This window comes from Citrobacter sp. RHBSTW-00017 (genome assembly GCF_013797615.1).
Taxonomy (GTDB): domain Bacteria; phylum Pseudomonadota; class Gammaproteobacteria; order Enterobacterales; family Enterobacteriaceae; genus Citrobacter; species Citrobacter braakii.
This window is the reverse complement of the sequence record NZ_CP056899.1, coordinates 140,972-154,474: the sequence shown is the minus strand read 5'-3', so window position 1 is coordinate 154,474 and position 13,503 is coordinate 140,972. Positions and strand designations below refer to the sequence as shown.

Sequence of the window (13,503 nt, the reverse complement as noted above, 5' to 3'; positions counted from 1 at the left end):
ATGATCTTCGGACATATTGCTCAACCTAACCCATGCCGTTTGCCCGCTGCGATTGAAAGGGCGCTCGACTTTCTGCGCACCACAGATTTTCAAAAACTGGAGCCGGGCGTGGTGGAGATCGACGGTAAAAATATCTTCGCGCAAATTATCGATTTAACCACCCGTGACGTTGCCGAAAATCGTCCTGAGGTGCATCGCCGCTATCTGGATATTCAGTTTCTGGCCTGGGGTGAAGAGAAAATCGGGATCGCCATTGATACCGGGAATAACCAAACCAGTGAATCGTTATTAGAACAGCGTGATATTATTTTTTATCACGCCAGCGAAAATGAATCTTTCATTGAAATGATTCCGGGAAGTTATGCCATATTTTTCCCGCAGGATGTTCACCGCCCTGCATGTCATAAAACTGTCGCCACGCCGATCCGTAAAATAGTTGTGAAGGTCGCTATTTCAGTTTTATAAAAAGGAGCACAACATGAGCGTTAATAATGCCGGTTATATTATCGGTGCGTACCCCTGTGCACCCTCATTTCACCAAAAGAGTGAAGAGGAAGAGAAGGATTTCTGGCGACAACTCGCCGATACCCCGGATATTCGCGGACTGGAGCAGCCCTGCCTTGAACATCTTCACCCGTTAGGCGACGAATGGTTATTACGTCATACACCGGGCGACTGGCAAATCGTGGTCACAGCTATAATGGAAACCATGCGCCGTCGTGGCGCAAACAGCGCTTTTGGGCTGGCTTCCAGCGACGAAGAACAACGTAAAGCCTGCGTGGCGTATTACCGTCATCTGCAGCAGAAAATCAACCATATCAATGCGTCCCACGCCGGAAAAGTGATTGCGCTGGAGCTGCATGCCGCCCCCTGTGCCAGCAATCCAGATGTTGCGCAGGCCACCGACGCATTCGCCCGTTCGCTTAAAGAGATAGCCAATTGGGACTGGTCCTGCGATCTGGTGCTGGAACATTGTGATGCCATGACCGGTATTGCGCCGCGCAAAGGTTTTCTGCCGTTGGACAACGTGCTGGAGGTCATTGCCGGGTATGACATCAGCGTGTGCATTAACTGGGCGCGCTCGGCCATTGAAGGACGGAACCTCACCCTACCGCTGACCCACACGCAGCAGGCCAAACGGGCTGGAAAACTGGGCGCACTGATGTTTTCCGGTACCACGCTTGCGGGGGAATACGGCGAGTGGCAGGACTTACACGCACCGTTTGCCCCTTTCTGTCCAGAAGGTTTGATGGCCACAGAGCATGCCCGCGAATTATTCGCCTGCGCAGGAACCGAGCCATTGCAATTTGCCGGCATTAAATTACTGGAAATAAATGCCAATGCAGATGTGGCTCATCGTGTAGCAATATTGCGCGACGGTATCGCCGCATTAAATAAAGTAAAACTATAAAAATAAAATACTACTCTACGAGAATATTAATATGAACATGACCTCTCGCCCTACACTTCAAGATATACCCCGTCAGCGCTGGCTACGGATTATTCCACCTATTCTCATCGCCTGTATTATTTCTTATATGGACCGCGTCAATATCGCATTCGCGATGCCCGGCGGAATGGATGAGGAATTAGGTATTTCCGCCACCATGGCCGGTCTGGCCGGTGGTATTTTCTTTATCGGCTATCTGTTTTTACAGGTTCCCGGCGGAAAAATTGCCGTACACGGCAGCGGCAAGAAATTTATCGGCTGGTCGTTGGTTGCCTGGGCGGTCATTTCCGTTTTGACGGGGTTGATCACGAATCAGTATCAACTGCTGGTTTTGCGCTTCTTACTCGGCGTTGCCGAAGGCGGCATGCTGCCGGTCGTGCTGACGATGATCAGTAATTGGTTCCCCGATGCCGAACGCGGTCGCGCCAATGCGATTGTGATTATGTTTGTGCCAATTGCCGGGATCATTACCGCCCCGCTCTCGGGTTGGATCATCACCGTGCTCGACTGGCGCTGGCTGTTTATCATTGAAGGTTTACTGTCTGTCGTCGTCCTGGTGCTGTGGGCCTATACCGTTTACGACCGTCCGCAGGAAGCGCGCTGGGTCTCTGACGCCGAGAAAAATTACCTGGTGGAAACGCTGGCCGCCGAGCAAAAAGCCATTGCCGGAACCGAAGTCAAAAATGCCTCTCTGGGCGCAGTACTTTCCGATAAAACCATGTGGCAGCTAATCGCGCTGAACTTCTTCTATCAGACCGGGATTTACGGTTACACCCTGTGGCTGCCGACCATTCTCAAAGAGTTGACTCACAGCAGCATGGGGCAGGTCGGCATGCTCGCCATTCTGCCTTACGTCGGCGCAATTGCCGGGATGTTCCTGTTCTCTTCTCTCTCTGACCGCACCGGTAAACGCAAGCTGTTCGTCTGCCTGCCGCTGATTGGCTTTGCCCTGTGCATGTTCCTCTCTGTGGCGCTGAAAAATAACGTCTGGCTGGCTTACGCCGCGCTGGTCGGCTGCGGATTCTTCCTGCAATCGGCTGCGGGCGTGTTCTGGACTATTCCGGCGCGTTTGTTCAGCGCGGAAATGGCCGGTGGCGCACGTGGGGTCATCAACGCTCTCGGCAACCTCGGTGGCTTTTGCGGTCCTTACGCGGTCGGCGTACTCATCACCCTGTACAGCAAAGATGCGGGCGTTTACTGCCTGGCAATTTCACTGGCTCTGGCCGCGCTGATGGCCCTGCTGCTGCCAGCGAAATGCGATGCCGGCGCCGCGCCGCTAAAGACGCTGAATCCACATAAACGTACAGCTTAAAACAATGCCCGGTGGCGCTTCGCTTACCGGGCCTACAGGTAGCAACCGTCGTAGGCCGGATAAGCGTAGCGCCATCCGGCAAAAATGAGATAACAAAGATGAGTGAGAAAGCGACCTTCTGGCTGGGTATTGATTGCGGCGGGACCTATCTGAAAGCGGGTTTGTATGATGCCAAAGGTCATGAGCAGGGAATTAACCGGCAATCGCTGCAGACAATATCGCCATTACCCGGGTACGCCGAACGCGATATGCATCAACTGTGGCAACAGTGCGTCGCGACCATTGCCGGGCTGTTAAAGCGTACAGGTGTCTGCGGCGAGCAAATCAAAGGTGTCGGTATATCCGCTCAGGGCAAAGGCCTGTTCCTACTTGATAAGCAAGATAAGCCGCTAGGTAATGCCATTCTCTCTTCTGACCGACGTGCGATGGACATCGTACAGCGCTGGCAGCAGGATGGGATCCCTGAGCAGCTCTACCCGGTCACCCGCCAGACATTGTGGACCGGGCATCCGGCATCGCTCCTGCGCTGGGTGAAAGAGAACACCCCTCAGCGCTACGCGCAAATTGGTAGCGTCATGATGGGTCATGACTACCTGCGCTGGTGCTTAACCGGCGTCAAAGGCTGCGAAGAGAGCAATATCTCCGAGTCGAACCTCTACAACATGACCACGGGTCAGTACGACCCGAGGCTGACTCAGTGGCTGGGTATCAGTGAAATCGACCATGCCCTGCCCCCCATCGTGGGGTCAGCAGAAATATGCGGGGAAATCACCGCTCAGACAGCCGCCATCACCGGTCTGGCGGCGGGTACGCCCGTCGTCGGCGGCCTGTTTGATGTGGTTTCCACCGCACTCTGCGCCGGTATCGAAGATGAGCACACCCTTAACGCGGTGATGGGAACGTGGGCTGTCACCAGCGGGATCGCTCACAGGCTGCGCGACCACGAGCCTCATCCCTATGTTTATGGCCGCTATGTGAATGACGGGCAGTACATCGTTCATGAAGCCAGTCCGACCTCCTCCGGCAATCTGGAATGGTTTACCGCTCAGTGGGGCGAACTCTCTTTTGATGAGATCAATCAGGCCGTCGCCAGTTTACCGAAAGCCGGTAGCGCGCTTTTCTTCCTGCCCTTTTTGTACGGCAGTAACGCCGGGCTGGAGATGACCAGCGGCTTTTATGGCATGCAGGCTATACACACTCGCGCCCACTTATTACAGGCCATCTACGAAGGCGTGGTTTTCAGCCACATGACCCACCTGAACCGCATGCGTGAACGTTTTACGCAAGCACATACCCTGCGCGTCACCGGAGGTCCGGCGCACTCCGACATCTGGATGCAAATGCTGGCAGACGTCAGCGGCTTACGTATCGAGCTGCCGCAGATTGAAGAGACCGGCTGCTTTGGCGCAGCGCTCGCCGCCCGCGTAGGCACCGGCGTTTATCACAATTTCAGCGACGCGCAGCGCAGCTTACAGCACCCAGTGCGCACGCTGCTGCCAGACGCAGCGGCGCATGCGAGCTACCAGCGTAAATATCGCCAATACATAGATTTAATTACCGCACTACAGGGCTATCACGCCCGCATTAAGGAGCATGAATGATGAGTCGACCATTACTGCAACTGGCGCTCGACCACACCAACCTGCAGGCAGCCCAGCGCGATGTCGCACTGCTACAAGAAAGTGTCGATATCGTTGAAGCGGGAACGATTCTCTGCTTGACCGAAGGCCTTAGCGCCGTCAAAGCGCTGCGCACCCAGTGCCCAAATAAAATCATCGTCGCCGACTGGAAGGTAGCCGATGCGGGCGAAACCCTTGCACAGCAAGCGTTTGGCGCTGGCGCTAACTGGATGACCATCATCTGCGCTGCGCCGCTGGCGACAGTAGAGAAAGGCCATGGCGTCGCGCAGTCCTGCGGCGGCGAAATTCAGATGGAACTGTTCGGCAACTGGACGCTGGATGACGCCCGTGACTGGTATCGCGTTGGGGTTCGCCAGGCGATTTACCATCGTGGGCGCGATGCCCAGGCCAGCGGGCAACAGTGGGGAGAAGCTGATCTGGCGCGCATGAAAGCGCTTTCCGATATCGGTCTGGAGTTGTCAATTACCGGCGGGATTACGCCCGCCGACCTGCCGCTGTTTCGCGATATCAACGTCAAAGCCTTTATCGCCGGACGCGCGCTGGCTGGGGCGCAAAACCCAACGCAGGTTGCCGCTGAATTCCATGCGCAAATCGACGCCATCTGGGGAGCACAGTATGCGTAATCATCCGTTAGGTATCTATGAAAAAGCGCTGGCGAAAGACCTCTCCTGGCCGGAGCGTTTGGTGCTGGCGAAAAGCTGCGGTTTTGATTTCGTCGAGATGTCGGTGGATGAAACCGATGAACGTCTGTCGCGTCTCGACTGGAGCCCCGCTCAGCGCGCATCGCTGGTGAGCGCGATGCTGGAAACCGGCGTGGCAATCCCCTCAATGTGCCTGTCCGCCCACCGCCGTTTTCCCTTTGGCAGCCGCGATGAATCAGTCTGCGTTCGGGCGCGCGACATCATGACCAAAGCCATTCGTCTGGCGCGCGATCTCGGTATTCGCACCATTCAACTGGCAGGTTACGACGTCTATTACGAGGAACATGACGAAGGTACGCAGCAGCGCTTTGCCGAAGGGCTGGCATGGGCAGTCGAGCAAGCCGCCGCCGCGCAGGTCATGCTGGCGGTAGAAATTATGGATACCGCTTTTATGAACTCGATTAGCAAGTGGAAAAAGTGGGACGAAATGCTGTCATCGCCGTGGTTCACCGTCTATCCGGACGTAGGCAATCTCAGCGCCTGGGGAAATGACGTCACTGCCGAATTGACGCTGGGCATCGACCGTATCGCCGCTATCCACCTGAAAGACACGCTACCGGTAACCGAAACCCATCCGGGCCAGTTTCGCGATGTGCCTTTTGGCGAAGGGTGCGTGGACTTTGTCGGTATCTTCAAAACGCTGCATGAGCTGAACTATCGCGGATCGTTTCTGATTGAAATGTGGACTGAAAAAGCGAATGAGCCGGTACTGGAAATTATCCAGGCGCGACGCTGGATAGAAGCACGTATGCAGGAAGGAGGATTTCCATGTTAGAACAACTGAAGGCCGAGGTGCTGGCGGCCAATCTGGCGCTTCCGGCTCATGGTTTAGTCACCTTTACCTGGGGTAACGTCAGCGCGGTGGATGAAACGCGTAAGCTGATGGTGATTAAGCCGTCCGGCGTGGAATATGACGTGATGGCCGCCGACGATATGGTGGTGGTGGATATTGCCAGCGGCAATGTGGTTGAAGGTAGTAAAAAACCCTCCTCAGACACGCCAACCCATCTGGCGCTGTACCGTCGCTACCCTGAAATCGGTGGGATCGTCCACACCCATTCACGCCACGCGACGATCTGGTCACAGGCGGGTCTTGATCTCCCGGCATGGGGTACCACACATGCCGATTATTTCTATGGTTCTATTCCGTGTACTCGTCTGATGACCGTTGAGGAGATTAACGGCGAATATGAATATCAAACCGGTGAGGTCATTATTCAGACCTTTGAGCAACGCGATCTTAATCCGCTGCATGTTCCGGCGGTATTAGTGCATTCACACGGTCCGTTCGCCTGGGGTAAAGATGCCGCAGACGCCGTACATAACGCCGTGGTGCTCGAAGAGTGCGCCTATATGGGGCTGTTCTCGCGCCAGTTAGCCCCTCAGTTGCCGGATATGCAGTCGGAGTTGCTGGATAAACACTATCTGCGCAAACACGGTGTGAACGCGTATTACGGGCAGTAACGGGTCAGGCGCTATTAATATGCTCTTTGCAATAGCGCCGTTTCCACGCTGCGGGTGTCAGGCTGGTATGCTTGCGAAAGATTTTGCGAAAGTAACCCACATCATTAAATCCACATTTTATCGCCACTTCGGTAAGCGACAGCGAGCCACTGATCAACAGTTTTTCTGCCGCTCTTACCCGCTGGCGATGCAATGCTTCAGTTAGCGTCAGCCTGAAAGCGCTACGGAATACACGCCCCAGATAATCCGCATTGCAATGCAGCTCTTTCGCCAGAGTTGAAGCACTAATCGGCAGGTGGAACTGGGTGTGGATTATTTGTTGCGCTTTCCATGCCAGCGCATTACCGGGGCTATCTGCGGGTTGCTCGCTAGCCGCCGCGGAGATTTGCTGCAAAATCAGCAGTAGGATCAGTTCCAACGCAACGCTGCGATGAATATTTTCCTGCTCGCGTAAGAACTGCCGAAACAGCGAAATGCGTATCTGGGTAAACGAGTAGTAACTGAAGGTATGCCGGATGACGATGCTTCGGGTCTTATCCGGTCTATCACATTGAAAAGATTGCCCTCCTCCCTGAGGACAAACGGGTGAGAATCAGAAACGCCAGGTCAGACCGGACATAAAGGTAAAGCTGTCATCACGGTCAACCATCGGGCTATTTTTAATATCATCTGGCAGCGCACTATAGTTGGCGCTGGCCAGCAGCGTCAGATTGCTGGTCAATGCGTATTTAGCGGACAGGCCAACATACGGTGTCCAGCTATCGCCAGGGGAGTAGCTTGATAACCCACTACGGCGGGATTCATTGCCAGAGATGCCGTAGTAATATTCGTTGAAGTTTTCGTCATAGTAGAGCACGCCAATCGCCGGCGTCAGCGTCAGCTTGCCCATCGGCATTTGGCGAAACAAAGACATTTCCCCAACCCAACCGTTGCTGTTGTCCAGCACATCCGCTGCTGCGGAGACTTTCACGCTGCCCCATTTCTCATGGTGATACCATGCAGCACCCGCCATCGCGGTTGCGTCACGCTTGTTCAATTGCTTCATCGCTTGATCGTCGTTATCACCCGGATCAAACTCAAGCGGCATGTACGAGGCAGTAATGCTAAATTCATTACTTTCATTTTTTGAAAGAATATAACCTAACGTTGTTTGCCTAAAATAAAATGATTCACTTTCATAACTGACAAGCGGTACTGCGTGAACGTTATCATTATATCCACGATAAGGAGATTCGTTATATACAGCGCCGCCGCCAATAGAAAATTCTGCGGCAGTTGCGCTCGCCATAAATGAAAAGGCGAATAGCGCCACAATATTGCGTTTAATTAACATGCCCACATTCCATTTTAAAATAAGATACAAAACGCGTGCATAATAATGCTTACAATTTCATCGGTGCAAGATTCATATTTATATAGTAATATATACAAACATATATATATTGGGTTTGGCGATGAACAAATTACAACTCAAACACCGGGAACTGAAGATTATTTCGGTAATTGCTGCCAGTGAAAACATCAGTCATGCCGCTACGGTTCTCGGCATCGCACAAGCCAACGTTAGTAAGTATCTTGCTGATTTTGAATCCAAAGTTGGACTAAAGGTATTTGATCGCACCACTCGACAGCTCACCCTCACACCGTTTGGTACAGCGCTGCTTCCTTACATCAATGACATGTTGGACAGAAACGATCAGCTCAATAATTTCATTGCTGATTATAAGCACGAAAAACGTGGCCGGGTAACCGTATATGCTCCGACGGGCATAATTGCTTATTTATCGCAACATGTGATCGCAAAAATTCAGGATATCGGTGGAATTAGCCTCTCACTTAAAACATGTAACCTGGAACGAAAGGCATTTTTTGAAGGTGTCGACTTCCCTGAAGATTGTGATATTTTAATCACCTATGCCCATCCTAAAGATGAATCTCTGGTTGCCAGTTTCATTACCAAATATGCGGTGACGGCTTTTGCCAGCCCTGAGTATATCAAAGCACATCCTATTAGTAGCCCTGATGAACTGGAAGAACATTCCTGTATCCTGATTGATTCCATGATGATAGATGAGGCTAATATCTGGCGTTTCACTTCTGCCGGAGGCAAGGAGATGCACGATTATCGGGTAACCGGAAATTATGTCTGCGACAATACACAGTCTGCACTGGCGCTGGCACGTAACCATCTGGGCATTGTTTTTGCGCCAAATGCGAGTGTGCAAAAAGATGTTGAATCCGGGTCGCTGGTTCCATGTTTCTCAGAACAACATGAATGGTGGCTGGATTTGGTGGTGATTTTCCGCAAACGTGAATATCAGCCATGGCGGGTACAGTTTATTCTTGATGAGATGTTGGCAGAGATCCGCCAGCAACTTACTCAGGCGCTGGAACAGCAGCCTGAGTAAGCGAAATTAGGGTACCAGGTTCAAAATGGTAAGCAAAATAGCCTGCGCCTAGTGATCGAGATACAGATAATGCACCCAACTGGTCATACGCAGCAGAACCTTACGCATCACTGACACATGGGTGAAGTGATCAGAATAAACCGCGACCTGCGCATAAATCCCATCAGGCAGAGCGTTCACATCCACATTATCATTCAGCTCAATCGTGGCGATCACCCCCTCCGATCCGGGCGTAGAATTTAAGGATTGCAGCGCCCCATTCGACTGATATGTTCCCCCCGGTACGGCCGGACTGATGGCAGCCAGTTTGCCGCTGAAAACCTTACCCGGCAGGGCGTTAAACACCACTTCAGCTTCATCGCCTGGCTCCAATCGCAGCAACGAGTTTTGCCGGAACTGGGCGATAATTTGCCGTTTTTGATCAGGGATAAACACCATCACCGGACGCATAGGCAGCGCGGCGGCATAGGTTCCCGGTCGCATCAACACCTGCGTAACGTAACCATCGCTGGGCGCGCGAACCACTGTCTGGTCCAGGTTGAACTCCGCTTCGGCTAACTGCGCTTTCAGGCTGGCAATTTGCGAATTCTCACCCTGCACCAGGCTGTCTAACTGACTCTGGATTTGCTGTTGTTCCGCAACGGAGGATTTCACCGCTGCTTCCTGCGCCAGATAGTTTTGCCGCGCCGCATCGATATCGCGTTCAGAAAAAGGATTGACCTTCGCCTGACTCCCCTGCGCATAACGCTGGTAATCTTTAGCTAGCTTGTCACGCGTAGCCTTTGCCCGCTGCGTGTTGGCTTGCATTTCGTCTAACTGCGCCACCAGCACCTGCTCTTTATGTTGTGCAGTGACAATATCAGCTTTCAGGCGATCAACTCGTGCCTGATAACGTCCCGGATTAAGTTTAAACAGTACCTCACCTTTTTTGATCAGCGTATTCTTCTTATCCGTCACTTCCGTCACGACCCCCGTGACCTGCGGTACTACGGGAATAGAAATTACTGCCTTTTGCGCCTTAAATGTATACGGATGGTTATAATTCATCAGTAATATAAGCCCGCAAACAATGAATATACCGCCCAATGCTGCAGTGGGTACTGTCCATTTATTGGCAGGAATTTTAAAAATCTTAAATATTGACCATGCGCACGCCACATAGGTCAGAACGATCAATAAATCCATCGATATTACTCCGCCGGAGAGGTCTTCGCCTCACCCAGTTTCTTTTCCAGATCGGCAACCCTGGCCTGCAACTGGATCAGGGAAGAATCCGCGCTTTGCATACCCCACCCGCGTTCCGGGCGATAAAGCGTTGCCCAGATCCATAAAAAGGGCCAAATGACATGTAAGGTAAACAAACTCACCCAGCCCGCGACATGTATTGCGTCAGCATGAGGATGGTTACGTTTCTTTGCAATGAGATAGGGAATATCATGCAGAATAATAATCCCGTAAAAAATGACCAGGAATACAAAAATAAGCACTCCTAATGCAAAATAATTAAGGAACATATTTGCCTCAGGGATTTAAATTGAAAACTCAGCTGTAATTTGATTTACACAATAGAGTTGATAATAGTAGTGGAATGACCAGATTGGATGCAATCGTCTTATTTATATAACGATATATGGGTTTATATATAACTGCAGAATAAAGATATGCCCGGCGCAAAACCGGGCAATAAGTGATGAGAAATTAAAATAGTCCCAGCGGTTTATCTGAGTAGCTCACCAGCAGACATTTGGTTTGCTGATAATGCTCGAGCATCATCTTATGCGTCTCGCGCCCGATACCCGACTGCTTATAGCCACCGAATGCCGCATGGGCCGGGTAAGCATGGTAACAGTTGGTCCAAACACGCCCCGCCTGAATCCCACGGCCCATCTTGTACGCCAGATTTCCGTTACGGCTCCAGACACCAGCGCCAAGCCCATATTGGGTGTCATTGGCGATTTCCAGCGCCTCTTCCATGGTTTTAAAGGTCGTGACGGCCAGCACGGGCCCGAAGATCTCTTCCTGGAAAACCCGCATGTTGTTCTTGCCAAACAGAATGGTTGGTTCGAGGTAATAACCTTCTTTTAAGTCGCCATCCAGTTGCTTGCGCCGCCCGCCGGTGAGAACATCAGCCCCTTCTTTCTTACCAATATCGATGTAATTCAAAATGGTTTCCAGTTGACCATGCGACACCTGCGCACCCATTTGCGTCACGCTGTCTAACGGGTTGCCGCTGCGAATACTCTCCACCCGGCGAATAGCTCTTTCCATAAAACGTTCGTAAATAGATTCCTGTACTAATGCACGGCTCGGACAGGTACACACTTCACCCTGATTGAAGGCAAACAGCGCGAAACCTTCCAGCGCTTTGTCAAAAAAAGCATCCTCTTCATCCATCACATCAGCGAAGAAGATATTGGGCGATTTCCCACCCAGCTCCAGCGTGACGGGAATAATGTTCTGCGTGGCGTATTGCATGATCTGCTGCCCAACTTCCGTTGAGCCGGTAAACGCCACTTTCGCAATGCGTTTAGACGTCGCCAGATACTCACCGATTTCCCCACCCGCACCGTTTACCACGTTCACCACGCCTGGCGGGAGCAGATCGCCGATGACTTCCATCAGCAACAGCACGGACAGCGGCGTGAGGCGCGCGGGTTTAAGCACGACGCAGTTACCCGCCGCCAGCGCGGGCGCCATCTTCCAGCTGGCCATCAGCAACGGGAAGTTCCACGGGATAATTTGCCCTACCACGCCAAGAGGTTCATGGAAGTGATAAGCCACGGTCTCGCTATCAACCTCGCTTATACCCCCTTCCTGCGCACGAATACAGGAAGCGAAATAGCGGAAATGGTCAATCGCCAGCGGAACATCTGCCGCGCTGGTTTCGCGGATGGGCTTACCGTTATCCCAGGTTTCTGCCGTCGCCAGCAGTTCCAGGTTTTGCTCCATACGATCGGCGATTTTGAACAGTATCGCCGCCCTGTCCTGCACGGATGTCTGAGCCCACTTGTCTTTTACTTTGTGCGCGGCATCCAGTGCCAGATCGATATCCTTTTTGCCGGAAGAGGCCACTTCGCACAGTAATTGCCCGGTTACCGGCGTCAGGTTTTGGTAATACTCGCCGTCCACCGGGGCAACCCAGTCACCGCCGATAAAGTTATCGTATCGGGCTTTTAACTTCAGAGGGTAACCATACTCGCCGGGATAAATACGCGTTGAAGGGGGGTTATTGGTCATGACCGTCTCCTTGCTGTAGGGGTACTACAAGGGTAGACGGGGCTGGCGAATTATTCGCCAGCCATTTACTGCTTTACGACAGGTATCACGAATTACATGGCTGCGCGATAAATCGCCATGATTTCTTCATGAGTCGCCTGAATCGGGTTAGTGAAACCGCAGGCATCTTTCAGAGCATTGGTCGCCAGTACGGCAATATCCTCTTCCTTCACGTTCAACTCACGCAGACCGGCCGGGATATTCACTTTCTGCGCCAGTTCGCGGATCGCCGCGATGCAGGCTTCCGCCCCTTGCTCTGCGCTCAAGCCAGCAACATCCACGCCCATTGCCTCAGCGCAATCACGCAGGCGAGCGGCAGCCACTTTGCTATTGAAGACCTGCACATGCGGCAGCAGCACTGCGTTACATACACCGTGCGGCAGATCGTAGAAGCCGCCCAACTGGTGCGCCATTGCGTGCACATAACCAAGAGAAGCGTTGTTAAAGGCCATGCCCGCGAGGAACTGCGCGTAAGCCATGGCTTCGCGCGCCTGAGCATTGCTGCCATCTGCAACGGCGACCGGAAGGTTTTCCGCAATCATGGTGACCGCTTTCAACGCGCACGCATCGGTAATCGGCGTTGCAGCAATAGACACGTAGGCTTCAATGGCGTGGGTCAGCGCATCCATACCGGTTGCCGCTGTCAGGGACTTCGGCATGCCGACCATCAGCGAGGAGTCATTAACGGACAGCAGCGGCGTAACGTGCTTATCCACAATCGCCATTTTAATGTGGCGTACTTCATCGGTAATGATGCAGAAACGGGTCATTTCAGATGCCGTGCCCGCGGTGGTGTTAATGGCGATCATCGGCAGCTGTGGTTTTGCAGAACGGTCCACACCTTCGTAATCGCGAATATCGCCGCCGTTAGCCGCCACCAGCGCAATGCCCTTCGCACAATCGTGCGGAGAACCGCCGCCGAGGGAAATAACGCTATCACATTCGTTTTCTTTCAGTATGTGCAGACCAGCAGCGACGTTACTGGTCGTGGGATTAGGATGCGTACCGTCGAAAATTACGCTGAAAATATCACGTTCCTGTAATGCTTTTTGAATCTCGCCAGCCATACCTAATTTTGTCAGCATGGCATCCGTGACAATCAGCGTACGACGAAAACCATATTCCGCCATTGTATTCATTGCGTCTTTTAATGAATCAGCGCCAATTACATTCACGGAAGGAATAAAAAATGTTGAAGCAGCCATTGTACGATCCTTAATTACTCTAAAGAGTCAGGAAGCATACGAGTGAA

13 protein-coding genes and 1 pseudogene are annotated in these 13,503 nt (G+C 52.4%); 8 read left to right on the top strand and 6 right to left on the bottom strand.

Annotated features, from left to right (window positions below):
• From HV037_RS00725 to araD, 7 genes are all read left to right on the top strand, one after another.
• Positions 1 to 465: a YhcH/YjgK/YiaL family protein gene (locus HV037_RS00725; protein ID WP_049042778.1), complete on the top strand. Its 465-nt coding sequence runs from the start codon at positions 1 to 3 to the stop codon at positions 463 to 465.
• Positions 466 to 478: 13 nt separating this feature from the next.
• On the top strand, positions 479 to 1,411 hold the full coding sequence (locus HV037_RS00720) for a DUF4862 family protein (protein WP_049042779.1): 933 nt from the start codon (positions 479 to 481) through the stop codon (positions 1,409 to 1,411).
• A gap of 31 nt (positions 1,412 to 1,442) precedes the next feature.
• A complete protein-coding gene (locus HV037_RS00715; protein WP_103284435.1) occupies positions 1,443 to 2,762 on the top strand; it encodes an MFS transporter in 1,320 nt (439 codons plus the stop codon).
• A 98-nt stretch (positions 2,763 to 2,860) separates the two neighbouring features.
• Entirely contained in the window at positions 2,861 to 4,363 is a 1,503-nt protein-coding gene (locus HV037_RS00710; RefSeq protein ID WP_075848032.1) for an FGGY-family carbohydrate kinase, read from the top strand.
• Complete coding sequence (gene ulaD / locus HV037_RS00705; RefSeq protein WP_075848133.1) at positions 4,363 to 5,025, top strand: 3-keto-L-gulonate-6-phosphate decarboxylase UlaD; 663 nt, start codon at positions 4,363 to 4,365, stop codon at positions 5,023 to 5,025. Before HV037_RS00710 ends, ulaD begins: the two co-directional genes overlap by 1 nt.
• Entirely contained in the window at positions 5,018 to 5,878 is an 861-nt protein-coding gene (locus tag HV037_RS00700) for an L-ribulose-5-phosphate 3-epimerase (protein ID WP_103284434.1), read from the top strand. The genes ulaD and HV037_RS00700 overlap by 8 nt, the downstream gene beginning before the upstream one ends.
• On the top strand, positions 5,872 to 6,567 hold the full coding sequence (gene araD, locus HV037_RS00695; protein ID WP_049271758.1) for an L-ribulose-5-phosphate 4-epimerase: 696 nt from the start codon (positions 5,872 to 5,874) through the stop codon (positions 6,565 to 6,567). Before HV037_RS00700 ends, araD begins: the two co-directional genes overlap by 7 nt.
• Before the next feature lie 4 nt (positions 6,568 to 6,571).
• Here the strand turns inward: araD and HV037_RS00690 are convergent.
• Both HV037_RS00690 and HV037_RS00685 read right to left on the bottom strand, forming a co-directional pair.
• Positions 6,572 to 7,042 (bottom strand): annotated as a pseudogene (locus tag HV037_RS00690) (helix-turn-helix domain-containing protein); the annotation flags it as partial.
• A 117-nt stretch (positions 7,043 to 7,159) separates the two neighbouring features.
• Complete coding sequence (locus HV037_RS00685; protein WP_016154944.1) at positions 7,160 to 7,900, bottom strand: MipA/OmpV family protein; 741 nt, start codon at positions 7,898 to 7,900, stop codon at positions 7,160 to 7,162.
• Positions 7,901 to 8,021: 121 nt separating this feature from the next.
• Here HV037_RS00685 and HV037_RS00680 point away from each other — a divergent pair, with 121 nt between their 5' ends.
• The gene (locus tag HV037_RS00680; RefSeq protein WP_016157735.1) at positions 8,022 to 8,975 is read left to right on the top strand and encodes a LysR family transcriptional regulator; all 954 of its coding nucleotides are present in this window, start codon (positions 8,022 to 8,024) and stop codon (positions 8,973 to 8,975) included.
• 48 nt (positions 8,976 to 9,023) lie between these two features.
• Here HV037_RS00680 and HV037_RS00675 read toward each other — a convergent pair whose 3' ends face one another.
• The 4 genes from HV037_RS00675 to yiaY all read right to left on the bottom strand — a co-directional run bounded on the left by HV037_RS00675 (position 9,024) and on the right by yiaY (position 13,456).
• A complete protein-coding gene (locus HV037_RS00675; RefSeq protein ID WP_016154946.1) occupies positions 9,024 to 10,160 on the bottom strand; it encodes an HlyD family secretion protein in 1,137 nt (378 codons plus the stop codon).
• A 5-nt stretch (positions 10,161 to 10,165) separates the two neighbouring features.
• Positions 10,166 to 10,489, bottom strand: a complete 324-nt coding sequence (locus tag HV037_RS00670; protein ID WP_003024200.1) for a DUF3302 domain-containing protein — start codon at positions 10,487 to 10,489, stop codon at positions 10,166 to 10,168.
• Positions 10,490 to 10,673: 184 nt separating this feature from the next.
• On the bottom strand, positions 10,674 to 12,212 hold the full coding sequence (aldB, locus tag HV037_RS00665) for an aldehyde dehydrogenase AldB (protein ID WP_019078065.1): 1,539 nt from the start codon (positions 12,210 to 12,212) through the stop codon (positions 10,674 to 10,676).
• Positions 12,213 to 12,304: 92 nt separating this feature from the next.
• Positions 12,305 to 13,456 carry an L-threonine dehydrogenase gene (gene yiaY, locus HV037_RS00660; protein WP_016157737.1) on the bottom strand — a complete coding sequence of 384 codons (1,152 nt, stop codon included), beginning with the start codon at positions 13,454 to 13,456 and terminating at the stop codon, positions 12,305 to 12,307.
• Positions 13,457 to 13,503 lie beyond the last annotated feature (47 nt).

What these genes read in the sequence shown, in the direction of transcription:
- HV037_RS00725 (WP_049042778.1), top strand. Translation starts at nt 1, where the DNA reads ATGATCTTCGGACATATTGCTCAACCTAACCCATGCCGTTTGCCCGCT.
- HV037_RS00720 (WP_049042779.1), top strand. Translation starts at nt 479, where the DNA reads ATGAGCGTTAATAATGCCGGTTATATTATCGGTGCGTACCCCTGTGCA.
- HV037_RS00715 (WP_103284435.1), top strand. Translation starts at nt 1,443, where the DNA reads ATGAACATGACCTCTCGCCCTACACTTCAAGATATACCCCGTCAGCGC.
- HV037_RS00710 (WP_075848032.1), top strand. Translation starts at nt 2,861, where the DNA reads ATGAGTGAGAAAGCGACCTTCTGGCTGGGTATTGATTGCGGCGGGACC.
- ulaD (WP_075848133.1), top strand. Translation starts at nt 4,363, where the DNA reads ATGAGTCGACCATTACTGCAACTGGCGCTCGACCACACCAACCTGCAG.
- HV037_RS00700 (WP_103284434.1), top strand. Translation starts at nt 5,018, where the DNA reads ATGCGTAATCATCCGTTAGGTATCTATGAAAAAGCGCTGGCGAAAGAC.
- araD (WP_049271758.1), top strand. Translation starts at nt 5,872, where the DNA reads ATGTTAGAACAACTGAAGGCCGAGGTGCTGGCGGCCAATCTGGCGCTT.
- HV037_RS00685 (WP_016154944.1), bottom strand. Translation starts at nt 7,900, where the DNA reads ATGTTAATTAAACGCAATATTGTGGCGCTATTCGCCTTTTCATTTATG.
- HV037_RS00680 (WP_016157735.1), top strand. Translation starts at nt 8,022, where the DNA reads ATGAACAAATTACAACTCAAACACCGGGAACTGAAGATTATTTCGGTA.
- HV037_RS00675 (WP_016154946.1), bottom strand. Translation starts at nt 10,160, where the DNA reads ATGGATTTATTGATCGTTCTGACCTATGTGGCGTGCGCATGGTCAATA.
- HV037_RS00670 (WP_003024200.1), bottom strand. Translation starts at nt 10,489, where the DNA reads ATGTTCCTTAATTATTTTGCATTAGGAGTGCTTATTTTTGTATTCCTG.
- aldB (WP_019078065.1), bottom strand. Translation starts at nt 12,212, where the DNA reads ATGACCAATAACCCCCCTTCAACGCGTATTTATCCCGGCGAGTATGGT.
- yiaY (WP_016157737.1), bottom strand. Translation starts at nt 13,456, where the DNA reads ATGGCTGCTTCAACATTTTTTATTCCTTCCGTGAATGTAATTGGCGCT.